The 17,857-nt window shown below is 64.3% G+C and carries 15 protein-coding genes and 1 pseudogene; 7 read left to right on the top strand and 9 right to left on the bottom strand.

The genetic code is table 11. The annotated features are described in order from the left end of the window. Positions 1-72: 72 nt before the first annotated feature. From argH to ppc, 3 genes are all read right to left on the bottom strand, one after another. Positions 73-1,482 carry an argininosuccinate lyase gene (gene argH, locus RA167_RS09355; RefSeq protein WP_076787360.1) on the bottom strand — a complete coding sequence of 470 codons (1,410 nt, stop codon included), beginning with the start codon at positions 1,480-1,482 and terminating at the stop codon, positions 73-75. Between the two features lie 64 nt (positions 1,483-1,546). Next, positions 1,547-2,506: a helix-turn-helix transcriptional regulator gene (locus RA167_RS09350; protein WP_076785327.1), complete on the bottom strand. Its 960-nt coding sequence runs from the start codon at positions 2,504-2,506 to the stop codon at positions 1,547-1,549. A gap of 101 nt (positions 2,507-2,607) precedes the next feature. Next, positions 2,608-5,583 carry a phosphoenolpyruvate carboxylase gene (gene ppc / locus RA167_RS09345; RefSeq protein ID WP_076787356.1) on the bottom strand — a complete coding sequence of 992 codons (2,976 nt, stop codon included), beginning with the start codon at positions 5,581-5,583 and terminating at the stop codon, positions 2,608-2,610. A 131-nt stretch (positions 5,584-5,714) separates the two neighbouring features. Here ppc and hemC point away from each other — a divergent pair, with 131 nt between their 5' ends. From hemC to ppa, 4 genes are all read left to right on the top strand, one after another. Next, positions 5,715-6,683 carry a hydroxymethylbilane synthase gene (gene hemC / locus RA167_RS09340; RefSeq protein WP_139337138.1) on the top strand — a complete coding sequence of 323 codons (969 nt, stop codon included), beginning with the start codon at positions 5,715-5,717 and terminating at the stop codon, positions 6,681-6,683. 16 nt (positions 6,684-6,699) lie between these two features. Next, positions 6,700-9,057, top strand: a complete 2,358-nt coding sequence (gene hemDX / locus RA167_RS09335; RefSeq protein WP_139336991.1) for a fused uroporphyrinogen-III synthase HemD/membrane protein HemX — start codon at positions 6,700-6,702, stop codon at positions 9,055-9,057. A 3-nt stretch (positions 9,058-9,060) separates the two neighbouring features. Beyond that, a complete protein-coding gene (locus RA167_RS09330; protein WP_076785326.1) occupies positions 9,061-10,254 on the top strand; it encodes a heme biosynthesis protein HemY in 1,194 nt (397 codons plus the stop codon). Positions 10,255-10,552: 298 nt separating this feature from the next. Next, the gene (gene ppa / locus RA167_RS09325) at positions 10,553-11,083 is read left to right on the top strand and encodes an inorganic diphosphatase (protein ID WP_076785325.1); all 531 of its coding nucleotides are present in this window, start codon (positions 10,553-10,555) and stop codon (positions 11,081-11,083) included. Between the two features lie 149 nt (positions 11,084-11,232). On the opposite strand, the gene RA167_RS09320 is transcribed toward ppa, so the two are convergent. The 4 genes from RA167_RS09320 to RA167_RS09305 form a co-directional block, all read right to left on the bottom strand. Beyond that, positions 11,233-11,538, bottom strand: coding sequence for a DUF3331 domain-containing protein (locus tag RA167_RS09320; protein ID WP_235090117.1), 306 nt, complete (start codon positions 11,536-11,538; stop codon positions 11,233-11,235). A gap of 393 nt (positions 11,539-11,931) precedes the next feature. Next, positions 11,932-12,159 carry a hypothetical protein gene (locus RA167_RS09315; RefSeq protein ID WP_217697105.1) on the bottom strand — a complete coding sequence of 76 codons (228 nt, stop codon included), beginning with the start codon at positions 12,157-12,159 and terminating at the stop codon, positions 11,932-11,934. Beyond that, positions 12,062-12,388: a GIY-YIG nuclease family protein gene (locus RA167_RS09310; protein WP_083705976.1), complete on the bottom strand. Its 327-nt coding sequence runs from the start codon at positions 12,386-12,388 to the stop codon at positions 12,062-12,064. The genes RA167_RS09315 and RA167_RS09310 overlap by 98 nt, the downstream gene beginning before the upstream one ends. Position 12,389: 1 nt before the next feature. After that, the gene (locus RA167_RS09305) at positions 12,390-13,625 is read right to left on the bottom strand and encodes a GNAT family N-acetyltransferase (protein WP_076785323.1); all 1,236 of its coding nucleotides are present in this window, start codon (positions 13,623-13,625) and stop codon (positions 12,390-12,392) included. Between the two features lie 9 nt (positions 13,626-13,634). Here RA167_RS09305 and RA167_RS09300 point away from each other — a divergent pair, with 9 nt between their 5' ends. The 3 genes and pseudogenes from RA167_RS09300 to RA167_RS15675 all read left to right on the top strand — a co-directional run. Beyond that, positions 13,635-15,314, top strand: a complete 1,680-nt coding sequence (locus tag RA167_RS09300) for an NAD+ synthase (protein WP_076785322.1) — start codon at positions 13,635-13,637, stop codon at positions 15,312-15,314. 138 nt (positions 15,315-15,452) lie between these two features. Next, on the top strand, positions 15,453-15,791 hold the full coding sequence (gene glnK / locus RA167_RS09295) for a P-II family nitrogen regulator (protein WP_076785321.1): 339 nt from the start codon (positions 15,453-15,455) through the stop codon (positions 15,789-15,791). 6 nt (positions 15,792-15,797) lie between these two features. Continuing rightward, a pseudogene (locus RA167_RS15675) lies at positions 15,798-15,875 on the top strand (glutamate synthase-related protein); the annotation flags it as partial. Positions 15,876-15,896: 21 nt separating this feature from the next. On the opposite strand, the gene RA167_RS09290 reads toward RA167_RS15675, so the two are convergent. Next, on the bottom strand, positions 15,897-16,673 hold the full coding sequence (locus RA167_RS09290; RefSeq protein ID WP_076785320.1) for a Smr/MutS family protein: 777 nt from the start codon (positions 16,671-16,673) through the stop codon (positions 15,897-15,899). Positions 16,674-16,720: 47 nt separating this feature from the next. After that, entirely contained in the window at positions 16,721-17,716 is a 996-nt protein-coding gene (gene trxB / locus RA167_RS09285) for a thioredoxin-disulfide reductase (RefSeq protein ID WP_076787351.1), read from the bottom strand. Between the last annotated feature and the right edge of the window lie 141 nt (positions 17,717-17,857).

Genomic DNA, 17,857 nt, shown 5'->3' with positions numbered 1-17,857 from the left:
TAGGTGATTGACGGTGCGACAGGCGGGCAGTGTTCGATGGTGCGATAGTCGGCCAATAGCCGCGCGCCGCCGCTACCGAGACAGCGCGGCGCGTGCTGTCGCGATCGCGGCGCGCACTTGCTGCGGCGCCGTGCCGCCCACGTGATCGCGGCTGGCGACCGAGCCTTCCAGTGTCAGACAGTCGAATACGTTGTCGCCCAGCAGCGACGAGACTTTCGGCAGCTCGGCGCGCAATTGGTCAAGCGTCAGGTCCGCCAGGTCACAGCGCCGGTCCACGCAGACTCGTACCGCATGCGCCACTGCTTCGTGCGCGTCGCGAAACGGCAAGCCACGCTTGACGAGGTAATCGGCTAGGTCGGTCGCAGTCGAAAAGCCCTGCAGCGCCGCGGCGCGCATCGTATCCGGCTTGACTGTGATGCCGGCGACCATTTCGGTGAAGATGCGCAGCGTGTCGGCCACCGTGTCAACGGTATCGAACAGCGGCTCCTTGTCTTCCTGATTGTCCTTGTTGTACGCGAGCGGCTGGCCCTTCATGAGCGTGAGTAGCGCGATCAGGTGCCCGTTCACGCGGCCGGTCTTGCCGCGCGCAAGCTCAGGCACGTCGGGGTTTTTTTTCTGCGGCATGATCGACGAGCCGGTGCAAAAACGGTCGGCCAGGTCGATGAAGCCGACCCGCGGGCTCATCCACAGCACCAGCTCCTCGGATAGCCGCGACACGTGCGTCATGACCAGCGCCGCGGCCGCCGTGAATTCGATCGCGAAGTCCCGGTCCGACACCGCATCGAGTGAATTCGTGCAGACGCCGTCGAAACCGAGCGTCCTGGCGACTTGCTCACGGTCAATCGGATAGCTGGTCCCCGCGAGCGCCGCAGCGCCCAACGGCAGCCGGTTGACCCGCTTGCGGCAGTCGAGCATCCGCTCGGTGTCGCGTGCAAACATCTCCACGTACGCGAGCAGATGGTGGCCGAAGGTCACCGGTTGCGCGACTTGCAGGTGCGTGAAGCCCGGCAGGATCGTGTCGGCATACCTTTCCGCGAGGTCGAGCAGCGCGCTTCGCAAATCCTTAAGCAGCGCGCTGATCCGGTCGATTTCGCCGCGCAGCCAGAGCCGGATGTCGGTGGCGACCTGGTCGTTGCGCGAGCGCCCGGTGTGCAGCCGCTTGCCCGCGTCGCCGATCAGCGCGGTCAGCCGGGCCTCGATATTCAGGTGGACGTCTTCGAGGTCCAGCTGCCATTCGAATTCGCCGCGCTCGATCTCGCCGCGGATCTGCTCCATGCCTTTGCGGATTGCCGCGACGTCGTCGTCGCTGATAATCCGTTGCGCACCGAGCATTGCCGCGTGCGCGAGCGAGCCTTCGATGTCGACGAGCGCGAGCCGCTTATCGAAGAACACGGACGACGTATAGCGTTTGACAAGCTCGGACATCGGCTCGGAAAAACGCGCCGACCAAGCTTCGCCCTTTTTGTGCAATTGGGAAGTCATGACAGGATGCCGCAATAGTGGAGGGTGCCGCTTGCCGCACGGCCGTGCGGCAAAGACAAACATTCTAGCATCGCGGCAGTGTGGCGCCGGCGTCGTGCGCGGCGGCCGCGGCGGTGGCTTCGCAGCGCGGCTTGTGTTGTGCGATTAGCACCACGAGTTTCATGTCGTCGCGCTGGGCCGGCACGAAGGTGATCTGATCGTAGGCGATGCGCCCGCGCGCCGGATGGTTGAACTCGCGCCGGCCGCCCTCGCGCTCAAACACGTCCTGCGATGCCCAGAAGCGCGCGAACGGATCGCATTGCGCAATCAGCGCGTCGAGTAGCGCGCGCGTGGGTGCGTCGTTCAGGTGTCGGATCGAGTCGGCGCGGAATTCGGCGACGAGCCGGCGTGCGCGCCTCTCCCAGTCGACGATCAGCGTGCGCGCAGCCGGCGATGTGAAGGTATAACGCAGCAGGTTGGGGCCGTTGCCTTGCGCGTCCTGGGGAACCAGTACGCCGGCGGTCGCGGCCGGCTTGGCTGCGTCGAGCCAGCCGATGAACAATTCCGCCGCTGCCGCGTTCCAGGCGAGCGCATTCCACCGCGGATCCAGCACGTAGGTGGGGGCGGCGATCAGCCCGACGCTCGCCAGCAGCGCCGCGGGCACGTCGGCCGTGCTCGCGTCCGGCTCGGCGGGATCGCGCTGCGCGGCAAGCTCGAACAGATAGGCCCGTTCCGCGCGCGACAGCCGCAACGCGACGGCAATCCGCGCCAGCGCGTCGGCGGATGCCGACACGGGACGGCCCTGCTCGATCCACGTGTACCACGTGGCGCTAACGTCGCACAATTGCGCCACTTCCTCGCGTCGCAAACCCGGCGTGCGGCGCCGCGTCCCGCGCGGCAGCCCGACGTCGGCCGGCGTGAGCCGTTCACGATGTGAGCGGATAAAATCGCCGAGCGCGCGCGCGGCTGACGCGTCGGCGCGCGGAGCGGATTCGCGAGTGCCGCGACGCGCGGCATCTAATGCAGCAGGCAAAGCGGTCGTCATGATCCGGGAGGTCATCGGTACTAGGATGGCGAGCGATCTTGTACTGGTATAACGCAGATGCGTATTGTACAGACTCACGCCGTAGCGCCGGCCTGCCGGCGTCAGCCCGTGTTGCGCAACCCTGCGGCGATTCCGTTGATCGTCAAGTGAATGCCGCGGCGCAACCGTGCGTTCGTGGTGCCCGCGCGGTGCCGGCGTAGCAGTTCGACCTGCAAGTGGTTCAGCGGATCGAGGTACGGGAAGCGGTTCTTGATCGAGCGGGCGAGCAGCGGATTGTCCGCTAGCCGCGATGAATGGCCGGTGATCTGTGCGAGTGCGTCCGCGGTGCGATGCCATTCGGCAACGATCTGACCGAATACCTGTTTGCGAAGCTTCTTGTCCGACACCAGGTGTGCATAGCGTGACGCGACCGCCAGATCCGACTTGGCGAGCACCATGTCCATGTTGGAGAGCAGGTTTGAGAAGAACGGCCACGTCTTGACCATTTTGCGCAGCAGCGCCACGCGCTTTTCCCGGTCCACTGCATCCGGCGCGGCATCCAGGTACGTGCTGATTGCGCTGCCAAAGCCGTACCAGCCGGTGAGCAGCAGACGGCATTGACCCCACGAGAAGCCCCATGGAATCGCGCGCAGGTCCTCGATGCGGCGATGCTTGGGATCGTGCAGCTTGCGCGACGCGGGGCGGCTGCCGATATTGAGTTCCGCAATCTCGGCAATTGGCGTGGATTCGAAGAAATAGTCGGTGAAGCCCGGGGTTTCGTAGACGAGCGCGCGGTAGGCCGACATCGCCGCGTCCGATAGCGTCTGCATCAGCGCCTCGAACTGCGGCAGCGCACGGGGCGACTGGGCATGTGGCTGCAATGTCGCCTCCAGCGTCGCGGCAATCACGGTTTCGAGATTGCGGCGGCCAATTTCCGGATTGCCGAACTTGCTGGCGATCACCTCGCCCTGCTCGGTCAACCGGATCTGCCCATCCACCGTGCCCGGTGGCTGCGATAGGATCGCCTGATAGGTCGGGCCGCCACCGCGCCCGACCGTGCCGCCTCGGCCGTGAAACAGTCGTAACCTTACGCCGTGCTCACGGAACAGCGCGACCAGCGCCAGTTCGGCCCGATACAGTTCCCAGTTTGACGTGAGGAAGCCACCGTCCTTGTTGCTGTCCGAGTAGCCGAGCATCACTTCCTGTTCGCCGCCCTGGTGGCGTACGATCGACTCTATGCCTGGCAGCGCCAGCAGCGCTTCCATGATGCGCGGCGCGTGACGCAGGTCGGCGATGGTCTCGAACAGGGGAATCACCATCAAACTGACGCGCGGCGCATTCTGCCCAGCATGGGTTGCGTGCTGGCCGTTGCCCCCCTGTGGGGCCGCGGCGGGCAGGCTGCCGTGCATCAGGCCGGTTTCCTTTTGCAGCAGCATCACTTCAACCAGGTCCGATACGGTTTCGGTATGGGAGATGATGTAGTTGCGCACGGCCCGCTCGCCAAAGCGCTGCCGTATCGCACGCGTGGCCTCCAGCACGGCAAGCTCGCTGTGCACCAGTGGCGAGTACGCTGCGTACGGCAGGCGCAAAGCGCGCGGCTGCGCCAGTTCAGCCAGCAGCAGCGCCAGCTTGTCGTCTTCGGACAACGCGGCATAGTCGTCGACCACGCCGGCACGGGCAAACAGCTCGGTCAGCACGGCTTCGTGAATATCCGAACTTTGCCGCAGGTCGATGCTCGCAAGATGAAAGCCGAAGACTTCGACCGCGCGCGCGAGCGGTGCTAGCCGGGGGGCGGCGAGCGACGCGCCATGGCGCGCCTGCAGTGAGTCGATCAACACCTGCAGATCGGCGCGAAATGCATCGGGCGACGCGTAGGGCACCGCGTCGCGGTGTTCGCCGCGGATCGAGACGGCTGCGTCGCCGAGTAGCGCGCGTGCGGTGGCGGCCAGCCGCGCATAGATGCCGATCAGCGCGCGCCGATACGGCTCGTCCACGCGGTGCGGCGAAATATCGGGTGAGGTATCCGCCAGTTGCTTCAGCGCGTCGCTGGAGCCCGCCAGCAACTCGGAGACGGACAGCTCCGCGCCGAGCCGGTGCACCTGCTCCAAATAGTGTTGGAAGATCACCGCCGCCTGGCGCGTGATCGCCCGCTCGAGCGTGGCCGCCGTTACGTTCGGATTGCCGTCGCGGTCGCCGCCGATCCAACTGCCCATCTGAAAGAACGGAGGCAGTCGGATGGGCAGGCCGTGCTCGGCCAGTGCCTGTTCGATGTCTGCATACAATGCCGGGATCTCGTCCAGGAAGGTCGCTCGATAATATGACAGCGCGTTTTCGATCTCGTCGGCGACCGTAAGCCGCGAGCCACGCAGCATGCGGGTCTGCCACAGCGACGTGACACGGGCGCGCAGCAGCGCTTCGTTGGCCGCGCGCTCACGCGCGGTGAGCGGCTGGTCACGCTCGGCCAGCAAGCGTGCGATGTCGTGCTGCGCGTCTAGGATGCTTTTGCGCTGCACCTCGGTGGGATGCGCGGTGAGCACCAGCATGATCAGCCCGGTGTCGAAGAATGTCTTCAGCGCGGACAGCGATTCACCGCCGCTTGTGGCCAGCCGCGCAAGGGCGTATGCGACGGTGCCTGCCTGTGGGGCGGAGCCGGCCAGCGCATGGATGCGCCGGCGGCGGTTATGGTGGCGATCTTCGGCGATGTTTGCTAGATGGGAGAAGTAGCTGAATGCGCGCACCACGCTGACCGTTTGCTCCGGTGTGAGACCCTTGAGCATCTTGTCTAGCTTCTTGGCTGCGTCGATGTCGTCCTCGCGGCGGAATTTCACCGCTAATTGTCGGATCGTCTCGACTACGTTGAATACGGCGTCTCCCTCTTGCTCGCGGACCACGTCGCCAAGCAACCGGCCAAGGAAGCGGATGTCCTCGAACAGTGGCCCGTCCTTGTCCTCGCGGGTGCGACTGCGCGTGGGCGATGCCGCGGCGTGCGCCGGCGGCGTCGCCGCAGTCGGGGTCGGCCGTGCGGGGGTGGCGTGGGGGGTGGCAGAGGCGGTCTGGGCGTTGCGGCGCGCGGCAGTGGCCGATCCAGAAGTAGTCACAAGCAATTCCCCAAACTGGCGATTGAAGGGTTCCGGCATCCGCGCGTAGTATCGGGATGCCGAAGGGTGCGTGCTACCATTTGATTCGTTATCACATCCCGATTGGGTACGAGGTCGACTTGAGTCTCGAGATGCAATGCGCGATACCGCCCGCGACGCTGGTGATCGCCTCGCGTGAGAGCCGGCTTGCGCTGTGGCAAGCCGAGCATGTGGGCCGTGCGCTGCACAAATTATATCCGTCTTGCGACGTGAAGATCCTCGGTATGACCACCCGTGGCGATCAAATTTTGGATCGCGCGCTGTCTAAGGTGGGCGGCAAGGGATTGTTCGTCAAGGAATTGGAGAATGCACTGGCGGATGGCCGCGCGGACCTGGCGGTTCACTCGCTCAAGGACGTACCGATGACGCTGCCCGATGGCTTTGCGCTGCCGGTTGTCCTCACACGGGAAGACCCGCGTGATGCGTTCGTGTCGTCGCAATTTACCTCGTTGGCGCAATTGCCGGCAGGCGCTGTGGTAGGGACATCGAGCCTGCGCCGCGAGGCGATGTTGCGCAGCCGCTATCCGCATCTGGTGATCAAGCCGCTGCGCGGCAATCTGGACACCCGGCTGGCCAAGCTCGACCGCGGCGACTACGCGGCGATCATCCTCGCGGCCGCCGGGCTCAAGCGGCTTGGCCTCGCAGCGCGGATCCGCACGCTGCTGGACCCCGCTGATAGCCTGCCGGCGCCCGGGCAGGGGGCGCTCGGCATCGAAATCCGTGCCTCACGCGCCGATCTGCACCAGTGGCTCGCGCCATTGCGCGACATGCGCACGGCGCTGGCCGTGGAGGCCGAGCGGGCCGTATCGCGCGCGCTCGGCGGCAGCTGCGAGGTGCCGCTCGCCGCGTATGCGCAGTGGCAGGGCGACGTGCTGCAACTGCGGGCGTCGGTCGCCACGCCCGACGGCAGCCGTGTGCTGGCCGCGCATGGCAGCGCGGCGCCGACGGATACGGCCGGTGCGCTGGCACTCGGCCTGCACGTGGTACAGCAGTTGCAAGCGCAGGGCGCGATGCAGATCGTGCAGCAACTGCTTGACGCGTCGCGCGGCGGAACCGCGTGATGGGAGGAGGCCAATCGTGACGCAGACGTCGCTTCCTTCTACGTCGCAGTCGGCGGCCGCGGGCGAGGCCGGCGCTCCTGTCGAGGCACGTCCGACCGTGGTGATCACGCGCCCAGCGGGACAGAGCGCTGAGCTGCTGACCGCGCTTGCCGCGGCTGGATTCGAAGGCTTCGAGTTTCCGCTGATCGATATTGCCGACGCGACGGACAATGCGCCGCTGGTCGACGGGTTGCTCGACCTCGAGCGTTATGCGCTGGCGGTATTTGTGTCGCCGAATGCGGTGGATCGCGCATTCGCGGCGCTCGCTGCGGCTCGGCCGAAGGCATCGCCAGAAAGCGCATCCCCGGTGGACGTACCGCCCGCGGATGCATTGTCGGCTGATACGTCGTCAACGGATGTGTCGTCAATGGATACGTCGTCGGCGCATCCGTCGGCCGCCGCCGTGCCGCCGCTCGCTTTCTTGTGGCCGACCACGGTGCCGGTCGCTGGCGTGGGTCCGGGCACGGTGCGGGCGTTGGCGCGCCATGGCGTGCAGCCACACACGCATCGGATCATCGCGCCCGGCGATGCGGTGCGCGTCGCGCTGCAGGCGCCGGTGCACGATGGCGGCAAGGACGGCGGCGCGGGCGCTTCCCATACTGGCGAGCCGCCGCGGCTCGACGATACCCCGGCGGCGCAGGTCTCGTCCGATTCGTATGCGAGCGGGGATGCGCCGCGCTACGATTCCGAGGCGTTGATCGGCGCGCTCGCCACGGCCTTTGCGCCGCACGGGCTCACTGCGCTACAAGGGCGGCATGTGTTGCTGGTGCGCGGCGACGGCGGCCGTGAGTTGCTTGCTGATACGCTGCGTGCGCATGGCGCGATCGTCCAGACGCTCGGTGCGTACCAGCGACGGCTGCCCGAGCCGAGCTTTGATGCGTGGCAGCGCGTGCACGCGCTGCTCGCTGACCAACCGCACGCCTGGGTATTGACTAGTTCGGAAGGCGTGCGCAACCTGGAAGAGTTAGCGCGCGAGCATCTGAATCGCGACGAGATTGTCGCGCTCAAGCGCGCACCGATTGTCACACCGCATCCGCGCATCGGCGAAACGGCGCGCAAAGCGGGTTTTGATACGATTACCGTGTCCGGCGCAGGCGATCAGGCGATCGTCAGCGCATTGCGAGCGGTGTTTTCACCGATCACTCAAGCAGCGTCCTTCTCGAAGACTCAATCGCAATCGGCTCAATCACGCATGACAGATTCTAAAGATTCCCAGCCAGCACCGGGTGTGGCCCCACACGCGGCGCAACCGGCGCGCCCTGCCGCGGCCAACGTCCCACCGGCTGCATCTTCCCCTCCGTACGAATCGAAGCGTCGCCGTCGCTCAGCCAGCACGGTGCTCGCCTGGATCGTCGCGGTGGTGGTGCTGGCAGGCGCGGGCGCGGGCGGCTACGTGCTCGAACGCAAGATCGAGCGGCTGCAGCAGCAACTTGCCGTGCGCCAGCAGGCGAGCGACATGCAAAGTCGCGACACCCTGCTCAAGGCCAACGAGGCCGCGAGCGCGGTACGCCAACTCGATTCGCAGCTGGCCCAACTCGCCGGCCAGGTCGGTGACGTGCAGACGCAGCATCAGACCCTGCAGGCGTCGTTGCAGGATTTGGCAAAGGACCGCGACGATTGGACCCTGGCCGAAGTCGAGCAGACAATCTCGTCTGCCAGCCAGCAACTGCAATTAACTGGCAATGTCGGCTTGGCGTTGTTCGCGTTGCAAAGCGCGGACACGCGGCTCGCGGCATTGACAGGTGCGCAAGTCATCGCGGTGCGCAAGGCGATCGCGCAGGACATCGATAAGCTGAAGGCTGCGCCCAGCGCCGACCTGGCGGGACTCGCCATCAAGCTTGACGACGTGATCGCGCAGGTTGATACCCTGCCGTTGGCCGGCGAGGCGCCGGCTGCGCCGCTCAAGCCGCGTGCTGGCACGCCGGCGGACGTGGCGAAGGAGGCCGCCGCCCATGGCGAGCCGCGCTGGAAGGCATGGTGGCATACATTCTCGGCCGGGGTGATGGCACAACTGACCGGTCTCGTGCAGGTGCGCCGCATCGACAACGCGGACGCGATGCTGGTCGCACCAGACCAGGGCTATCTGTTGCGTGAGAATGTAAAGCTGCGGCTGCTGTCTGCGCGCATCGCGCTGCTCTCGCGCGACGAGAAGCTGACAAATGCGGACTTGCAGGCCGCGCAGCAGGCGCTCGCGCGGTACTTTGATCCGTCGGCCCAGGCCACGCGCAACGCGCATGAGTCGCTCGATCAGGTACGAAAAGGTGCGGCGCACATCGAGCTGCCGAACCTGGATGCGAGCCTGAATGCAATCCATCAGAACAAGAGCCGAGGCTGAACGATGGCAATTCGAGCAATCTTGTGGCTGATGGTGCTGTTTGCGACCGCCGTGCTGCTGGCGATCGTCGGCACGCACGGCGCGGGGCAGGTGCTGATCGTCTGGGCGCCCTATCGGATCGATATCTCACTGAACCTGTTCGTGGCGGCGCTGGTCGTGTCGTTCATCGTGTTCTATATCGTCGTGCGCTCGATCCGCGCGGTGCTGAGAATGCCCGAACGGGTCGCGGCGTACCGGGCACGCGTGCGGCTTGCCAATGCGCACCAGGCGCTGCGTGAGGCGATCGGCAGCTTGTACGCGGGTCGTTTTTCTCGTGCGGAGAAAGCCGCACGCGAGGCCAGTGCATTTGACGCAAACAAGGCGCCGGCTGGCCTGATCGGTGCAGCCGCCGCACATCGCATGCGCGAATTTGCACGTCGCGATGAATGGCTGGTGCAGGTGAGTGGCAACGATTGGCAAGAGGCGAGGTTGATGGCCAGCGCCGAATTGCGCGCGGATGCGCGTGATGCCGACGGGGCGTTGGCGGCATTGACCGAGATGCGTGCACAGGGTGGACGGCGCATCCATGCGTTGCAAATCGCGTTGCGTGCGCAGCAGCAGCTGAAGAACTGGGCGGAAGTGCTCAAACTGGTGAAAACCCTGGAAAAGCGCGAGGCGATCCACCCGGCGGTGTCGGTGCACCTGAAGCAACTCGCCGCTGAGCATCTGCTGCGCGATCAGCGTCACAACCCCGATGCGCTGCTGCAACTATGGCAATCGCTGAGTGCCGCCGAGCGCCAGTCGCCCCGCATCGCGGATTTGGCCGCAGAATTGCTGATCGAGCTGAACCGCCCGGCCGATGCGCGCAGGATCGTCGAGGAGGCGCTCGCGCATCACTGGGATCCTAGGCTGCTGCGCCGCTACGCCGACTGCGCGGACGACGATCCGTTGCCGTTGATCCAGCGTGCAGAAGCCTGGCAGAAGGAGCGCCAAGAGGATCCCGACCTGTCCTTTACGCTGGGACGTTTGTGCCTGCAGCAAAAGCTGTGGGGCAAGGCACAAGCATTCCTCGAGCAGGCGCTCAAGCTCGCCGCGGACAACGAACCGCTGAAAATCCGAGCGCACCGGACGCTCGCACGCCTGCATGAGCAGTTGGGCAACGCGCAGCAGGCCGCTGAGCACTACCGCGCCAGCGCCATGGCGATGAATGTCGTCTAGCTGGCGCCGCGACGACGGTCGGATTCGGCCGTTGGCGGATCGTATGCACGGGTTGCCAGGGACGTCCGTATTCGCCTGTTGACGGCAGCCGCATTCAGTTGCTGGCACGCCCGCCATGTTGACTCGCTAGCGATGGCAGTATGCTTGGTTGGCGATGGCAGTATGCGTGGCGCCGGCGACGGCTGTCCTGTGCCGCCGCGCCCACTAGCGTGAGCTCCTTACGCGATCGCAGCAGGTCGGTTGATATAATCGGGTTTTCGCTTCCACCGTTTGTTCTATCGTTACCAGGAAATTCGACATGAGCTTCGATCACGTCCCGCCAGGCAAGGACCTGCCGCACGATTTCAACGTCATCATTGAAATTCCGGCGCAAAGCGACCCGGTCAAGTACGAGGCGGACAAGGAGCTGGGCCTGCTCGTCGTAGATCGTTTCATCGGCACCGGCATGCGCTATCCGGCCAACTACGGGTTCATCCCGCAAACGCTTGCCGGCGATGGCGATCCGGTCGATGTGTTGGTGATCACACCATTCCCACTGCTGGCGGGTTCAGTCGTGCGCTGCCGCGCGTTGGGCATGCTGAACATGACGGACGAATCCGGCCAGGATGCGAAGCTGATTGCGGTGCCGGCTGACAAGATCTGCCCGATGACTGCGCACCTGAAATCGGCCGACGACGTGCCGGCTTATCTGAAGGACCAGATCAAGCATTTCTTTGAGCAGTACAAGGCGCTCGAGAAGGGCAAGTGGGTCAAGGTCGAAGGCTGGGAAGGTATCGAGGCCGCGCACAAGGAGATTACCAACGGCGTCGCGAACTTCAATAAGCCATAAACGACGCGCCGTACCGGCGTGCGCTGGCCGGCTCGCCTGGCGACGACAACCCGCCGCGGTCGGACCGACTCGGCGGATTTTGGGCGGGCGTAACGCGTTCGCGTAGGGCTTCTGCGACCGCGCCGTCCGGCGGGACCGATCTGATCTGCTTAGGCAGCCTCGGCTTCGACCGTTTCCGGCATCGCGCTAGCCAGGATCATTGCGTCGACGTTGCGGGGGCTCGGCTCGCGTTGCGCCGGTCGGTACACGAGATCACCGCGCCGTACCGGCTGGCCGCTCAGCGCGCATTGGCCGTCCTTTTCCGCTCCCGCCAGCCGCCAACCCTGATAACCATAATGACAGGTTGCCGCATCGGACCAGTACACAATCGCGGTCACGCTGCTAGGCCGGTCAAGAATGCGAATGGTCGGTTTGCCCGCGGCCATGTCGGCATGTTGCCGGTCTAGTGATACCACAGTGGTCTCTTTGCTGCGCTGAGTCAAACGAGCACGGCGAGCCGTCTTTGACGGAAAAGGGGCAGCAACATGGCAATCTGCGGCAGTTTTGCGCACCCGTGTGCCGAGACAGCGGACGGTTTGCCGCCAAGGATCCGCGCGTTTTGCAAAGGCAGTCATGGCAATTGTTCCGTGCATTCTCCAGCACAGACGTTACGCCACAGACCGATGCGGATAAAGATCAATATTGTGAATTCACTGTCTTATTTGCGCAAACAATCGCTGTCGGATGTAGCGCAGGGCGCTTAATTTGTCCGGCCAACGCACCGGGCCCCATTCAACTCGAAACGGCGAACCCGGCGCGGATGTCTGCGTTAAAAATAGGTTGATCAGTGAGGAGGATCGACGGCACGCTCAGCGTTGCCGATACGCTCCTGGCATCTGCAAAGACGGATTGTCCTTATCCTCTGGCTCGAGGAGGGCTGCGCCTTGGGCCACCAGTTTCGCCGCATCCAGGCTCGCCTTGGAGAGATGCTCGGTGATCTTATTGTCGATTTTGCGCTGTATGGTGCGTCCTCTTTCTTTGAGGGCAGGCGTGTGAGTCAGATGACGTGTCGGGCAGCGCGCGCAGCCCTTGCGCAAGCGCGCGTTTCTCGTGTGCAGGTAATCGCTTCACCCGGTATTCGGTCCGACACGCCGTTGAGCGGTCGGCCATTATGAACGTGGCTAGTAGTCGCACTGGTTTGTGCGCACGCGTGTAACGTGCGCCAGTGCCGTCGACATGCTTGGCGTAGCGGGCCTGTACATTAACGGCAATGCCGGTGTAAATGCTGCCGTTCGCGCATTCAATCAAGTATAGGTGCCAGGCCATGTCAGCATGCCGCTTGAGCACTGCACCGAAAAGGATCGTGTTCGCGCAACTCGTCCATATAACGGTGGATGCCGCCGGCCTCGCTGTCGAGAAAGCGTGCGACCGCATCCGCGAAAGCCGGGTGGGCGAGCCAATGCGTCGAGTGGGTTAGAGTGGGCAGGAAGCCACGAGCCATTTTGTGCTCCCCTTGCGCGCCGCCCTCGAATGCGGCGACGCCCGCCTCGATGCAAAACTCTAGCGGCTGATAGTACGCGGTCTCGAAGTGCAGACATGGGACATGTTCAAGCGCCCCCCAGTAACGTCCATACAACACACCTTTGCCTTGTCCCCGCAATGGTAATGCGTTGCGTTCGTAGACAAGCAGCGAACTGGCAATCGGCGCACCGGCGCGCTCGGCGATCACGAGCAACAGGTTTTCCGGCATGGTTGCGCCGATCATTCGGAAAAAATCCAGGTTCAGGTAGGGGCTCGAATGATGTTCGCGATAAGTCTGACGGTAGCAGCGCGAGAAAAACGCCCATTCCTTTGCGGTGATGGCTTCGCCTGGCACGCGGCGTAGCGTGACACCGGCGTTACGCACTTTGCGTCGTTCGGCGCGGATGTTCTTGCGTTTCTTGTGTTCGAGCGTGGATAAAAAGTCCTCGAAATGACGATACCCGCGGTTCAGCCAATGGAACTGCATGCCTTCGCGCAGCAGCATCCCCGCCTCTACGAGTAGTTCGGCGTCTCCGGGCTCCGGATAAAGTACGTGCAACGATGACACGTTGGCGTGTTTAGCCACCGAGACAAGCGTGGCGGCCAAGCGGCGGCGTGATTCGTCACCCTCCGCCATTAGCCGCGTGCCCTGCACCGGCGTAAAGGGTACTGCGCATAGCAGCTTCGGGTAGTAGCGTAATCCATGACGCTGGTATGCATCGGCCCACGCCCAGTCGAACACGTACTCGCCGTAGCTGTGTTGCTTCATATAGAGCGGTGCCGCCGCCGCGAGCACTTCGCGCGCGCGTCCGTTTGCGTCGTGGGCATCCCGCCACAGTGTGATGAACTGCGCGGACCAGCCGGTTTCCACAATCGCGCACCGCGTGGCCTGCAACGCGTTGAGGAATTCGTGCCGCAAGAACGGCGTGGGCCGCGCTTGCTGCGCGAGTAGCGTGTTCCATTGCGAAGCGTCGACCTCGGCCGGGGAGTTCAAAATCCGCGTGCGATAATCATTCATGCGCTGTGAAGCCAACTCGTTCATCGTTCTTCCATGAAAATCGCTCTTGCCCAGATCAATGTGACCGTCGGCGACTTTGCCGGCAATATTGCGAAAATCGTCGCCGCCGCACAAACCGCCCACGATGCCGGCGCGTCGCTGATGATCACACCAGAACTGGCGTTGTCCGGCTATCCACCCGAAGACCTGCTGCTGCGGCCGGCGTTTTACACGGCAAGCCATGCGGCGCTCAGCGAGTTGGCCGCTCAGCTCGCGCGCTTTGCCGGACTACGCGTGTTGGTCGGCCATCCGTTTCGCAGCGCGCTGACAGGCGATGTTAATCCAAACAGGCCGATCGAGCGCGGCGTATCGCCGGTGGACACGTTCAACGCGGCGTCGCTGTTGGTCGATGGCCAGATTGCGGGGACATACCTCAAGCAAGAACTACCCAATACCGAGGTGTTCGACGAAAAGCGGTATTTCGCATCGAATCCGCAACCGTTCGTGTTCGAGCTGGGGGGCGTGAAATTCGGCGTCGTCATCTGCGAGGACGTGTGGCATCCATCGGCCGCGTTGTTGGCGAAGGCGGCGGGCGCCCAGGTGCTGCTCGTACCGAATGGCTCGCCGTATCACATGAACAAAGAGGATGTGCGCGTCGATATCCTGCGCGAGCGCATTCGCGAGACCGGCATGTCGGCCGTCTACTTGAACCTGGTCGGTGCACAGGACGAGCTTGTGTTCGACGGGGGCTCGTTCGTGCTCGACGCGCAGGGCGAGCTAGTGGCACGCCTGCCGCAATTTGTCGAGCAGACGGCAATTGTCGAGTTCGACGGCGCACAGGCGCAGCGTGGCGAGATCGCGCCGCGCGAATGCGTCGAGGCGCAGGTCTATGCCGCGCTGATGCTCGGCGTGCGCGATTACGTGAACAAGAATGGATTTCCGGGCGCGATCATTGGGTTGTCCGGCGGCGTGGATTCCGCGCTGGTACTGGCTGTTGCGTGCGACGCATTGGGTGCCGAGCGCGTGCGTGCGGTCATGATGCCGTCCCGCTATACCGCGCAGATGTCCACGTCCGATGCAGCGGAGATGGCGCGGCGTGTCGGCGTGCGCTACGATGAAATTGCGATTGGTCCGATGTTCGACGCGTTCCGCGCATCGCTGGCCGCGGAGTTTGCCGGCTTGTCCGAAGATGCCACCGAAGAAAACATTCAGGCCCGCATTCGCGGTACGCTGCTCATGGCGCTGTCGAACAAATTCGGCTCGATCGTCCTGACCACCGGCAACAAGAGTGAGATGGCCGTGGGCTATTGCACGTTGTACGGGGACATGGCGGGGGGCTTTGCGGTCATCAAGGATATCGCGAAGACATGGGTGTATCGGCTGTGCCGCTATCGGAACGCGGCGCCCACGTTTGCCATGCGCGACATCATCCCGGAACGGATCCTAACCCGGGCGCCGTCGGCCGAGCTGCGCGAGAACCAGACCGACCAGGACAGCTTGCCGCCGTACGAAGTGCTGGATGCGATCATGCGGATGTACATGGAGGAAGACCGGTCGTTGGCTGAGATCGTCGCGGCCGGCTATGCTCGCGACGATGTCCAGCGGGTTGCGCGGCTGATTAAGATCAACGAATACAAGCGGCGTCAGGCGCCGATCGGGATCCGTGTTACGCATCGCGCATTCGGCCGGGATTGGCGCTATCCGATCACATCACATTTTAGCGAGGCCTCTTGAGCATGCGCGGCAACGGCGCTGCACCGCAACGGTGTGCGGCGCGGTGCCCTGGCCGGTGGGGTCGCGCACGCGCTCGCGCTCCGCGCGCGCTGGTTAGAATAGCTTCATTCCATTTCAATCGAACAGGCGAGGCACACCATGAAGCGTATCACTGCAATCATCAAGCCCTTCAAGCTCGACGAAGTGCGCGAGGCGCTCGCGGAGGTGGGCCTGACCGGATTGACCGTGACCGAGGTCAAGGGCTTTGGCCGGCAAAAGGGGCATACCGAACTCTATCGCGGTGCAGAGTACGTGGTCGACTTCCTGCCGAAGATCAAGATCGACGTCGTGGTCGCTAACGATCAGGTCGACCAGACGCTCGACGCGATCATCGGCGCCGCGCGTACCGGCAAGATCGGCGATGGAAAAATCTTCGTTGCTGACATCGAACGGGTGATTCGGATACGCACCGGCGAAGAGAACGAGGCAGCCGTCTGATTCACATCGCTCGCGCTGCATGCGACGCTGGCGATCGCGATGAACCGCATCGGCAGCAAGGCCAACACCGGCGAAGGCGGCGATGTGCATGCGACGCAGCCTGCCTCAGTCACGCGGCTCCGGCTGCAGCAGCACAAGTACGGCACCGGCTCCGCCGTCGTGCGCCCGAGTCTGGCAGAAGGCAATCACTTCGGCCTTTTGTGCTAGCCAACTGCGTACTTTGCCCTTGAGCACCGGTTCCTTGCCGATCGAGCCCAAGCCCTTGCCGTGGATCACGCGCACGCAGCGCAGCCCCCGCTTGAGCGACGCGCGTAGGAAATCCGCCAGGGCTTCGCGTGCCTCATCGCGGCGCAGTCCGTGCAGGTCGATTTGCGCCTGCACGACCCACGCGCCGCTGCGCAGCTTGCGCACGACGTCGGCCGCCACACCCGGCCGGCAATAAGACAGCGATTCATCGACGTCGAGCAGCGTTTCCGGATCGAATTCGTCGGACAGTGCCTCATCGAGCACGGCCTGCTCGTCGCGCTGCGTTTGCAGCGGCACGGGGGGCGGCTGCATGCGGGGCAGCGGCGCGCGGCCGGAGGGCTTGAGCGGCGTGATGTCGCCAATCTCGCGGCGAAATTCGGTGGCGGCCGCGTGCGCGGCGCGCTGCTCGCGCTCGGCGTGGCGATGCGCCTGCTCGCGGGCTGTGGCGTCGCTTTTGAGCCTGTCGCGCAGCGCGCCGAGCGACGCCAGACTGGATAGGCGCATGCCGGCGGCAGGGCTGGCAGGGATCGGCGCGGATATCGCCGCGTCAGGCTCGGCTCCTACGATGGTGGACGGGGCAGCAGGTGTTGGCCGCACCCGCACGCGGTCATTCGGATGGGCTTTGTCCTTCGGCATGGTCGCCCTCGACTCGATGCTATCGCTGCGATGGTATCGCGCGACGCTCAGCGGTCCACTTCGTGGCTCATCACGTGTGGCGCGGCCGTCTCATGGATGCTTTCCAGATAACGCTGTGCGTCCAGCGCGGCCATGCATCCGGTGCCCGCGCTGGTGATCGCCTGCCGATAGATGTGGTCCTGCACGTCGCCCGCGGCGAACACGCCGGCGATCGACGTGGCGGTCGCATTGCCGTTCAGGCCGGCGTTCGTGACGATGTAGCCGTTGCGCATTTCCAATTGGCCTTCAAAGATGTCGGTATTCGGCTTGTGGCCGATCGCCACGAACAGGCCGTGCACCGACAGGTCGGTGGTCTCGCCAGTCTTCGTATGCTTAATGCGCAGGCCGGTCACGCCCGAATCGTCGCCGAGGACTTCATCGAGCACGTGGTTCCACTTGATCTGGACAATGCCTTCCTGCTCCTTCGCGAGCAGTCGATCGATTAGGATCGGCTCGGCGCGGAACTTGTCGCGACGGTGGATTACCGTGACTTTCTTCGCGATGCCTGACAGGTACAGCGCTTCCTCGACGGCGGTGTTGCCGCCGCCGATCACCGCGACGTCCTGATTTCGGTAGAAGAAACCATCGCAGGTCGCGCATGCGGACACGCCCTTGCCCATGAACTGTTGCTCCGACGGCAGGCCCAGGTATTGGGCCGACGCGCCAGTTGCGATGATCAGTGCATCGCACGTGTACTCGCCGGAGTCGCCGATCAGCCGCAGCGGCCGCTCGTTGAGCTTCGCGGTATGGATGTGATCGAACACGATTTCGGTGTTGAAGCGCTGCGCGTGGTCGAGCAGCCGCTGCATCAATTCTGGACCCTGTACGCCGTTCGGGTCGCCGGGCCAGTTCTCGACGTCAGTGGTCGTCATCAGCTGCCCGCCTTGTGCGAGGCCGGTGATCAGCATCGGCGACAGATTGGCGCGCGCCGCGTAGACGGCGGCGCTGTAGCCGGCCGGGCCGGAGCCGAGAATCAGGACTTTCGCGTGCTTGCGTTCGGACATGGCGGTCGATCCTTGTAGGACGGCGGTGCGCACAGCCGCACCGCGCGGCAATGCGTAGGTGATGTCAAGTTCACCATTATAAAGGGGCTGGCCGGCATTGGCCGGATTGCGCTTTTGCATCGGTGTGATAGGCCGACGCCC

Origin of the sequence: Mycetohabitans endofungorum (assembly GCF_037477895.1) — a bacterium.
Lineage (GTDB): Bacteria > Pseudomonadota > Gammaproteobacteria > Burkholderiales > Burkholderiaceae > Mycetohabitans.
The sequence above is the reverse complement of the archived record's forward strand: the minus strand, read 5'-3'. Positions and strand labels throughout refer to the sequence as shown.

Excerpts from the sequence above, each read along its gene's own strand:
- argH (WP_076787360.1), bottom strand. The coding sequence starts at position 1,482 with ATGACTTCCCAATTGCACAAAAAGGGCGAAGCTTGGTCGGCGCGTTTT.
- RA167_RS09350 (WP_076785327.1), bottom strand. The coding sequence starts at position 2,506 with ATGACGACCGCTTTGCCTGCTGCATTAGATGCCGCGCGTCGCGGCACT.
- hemC (WP_139337138.1), top strand. The coding sequence starts at position 5,715 with ATGCAATGCGCGATACCGCCCGCGACGCTGGTGATCGCCTCGCGTGAG.
- RA167_RS09330 (WP_076785326.1), top strand. The coding sequence starts at position 9,061 with ATGGCAATTCGAGCAATCTTGTGGCTGATGGTGCTGTTTGCGACCGCC.
- ppa (WP_076785325.1), top strand. The coding sequence starts at position 10,553 with ATGAGCTTCGATCACGTCCCGCCAGGCAAGGACCTGCCGCACGATTTC.
- RA167_RS09310 (WP_083705976.1), bottom strand. The coding sequence starts at position 12,388 with ATGGCCTGGCACCTATACTTGATTGAATGCGCGAACGGCAGCATTTAC.
- RA167_RS09305 (WP_076785323.1), bottom strand. The coding sequence starts at position 13,625 with ATGAACGAGTTGGCTTCACAGCGCATGAATGATTATCGCACGCGGATT.
- RA167_RS09300 (WP_076785322.1), top strand. The coding sequence starts at position 13,635 with ATGAAAATCGCTCTTGCCCAGATCAATGTGACCGTCGGCGACTTTGCC.
- glnK (WP_076785321.1), top strand. The coding sequence starts at position 15,453 with ATGAAGCGTATCACTGCAATCATCAAGCCCTTCAAGCTCGACGAAGTG.
- RA167_RS09290 (WP_076785320.1), bottom strand. The coding sequence starts at position 16,673 with ATGCCGAAGGACAAAGCCCATCCGAATGACCGCGTGCGGGTGCGGCCA.
- trxB (WP_076787351.1), bottom strand. The coding sequence starts at position 17,716 with ATGTCCGAACGCAAGCACGCGAAAGTCCTGATTCTCGGCTCCGGCCCG.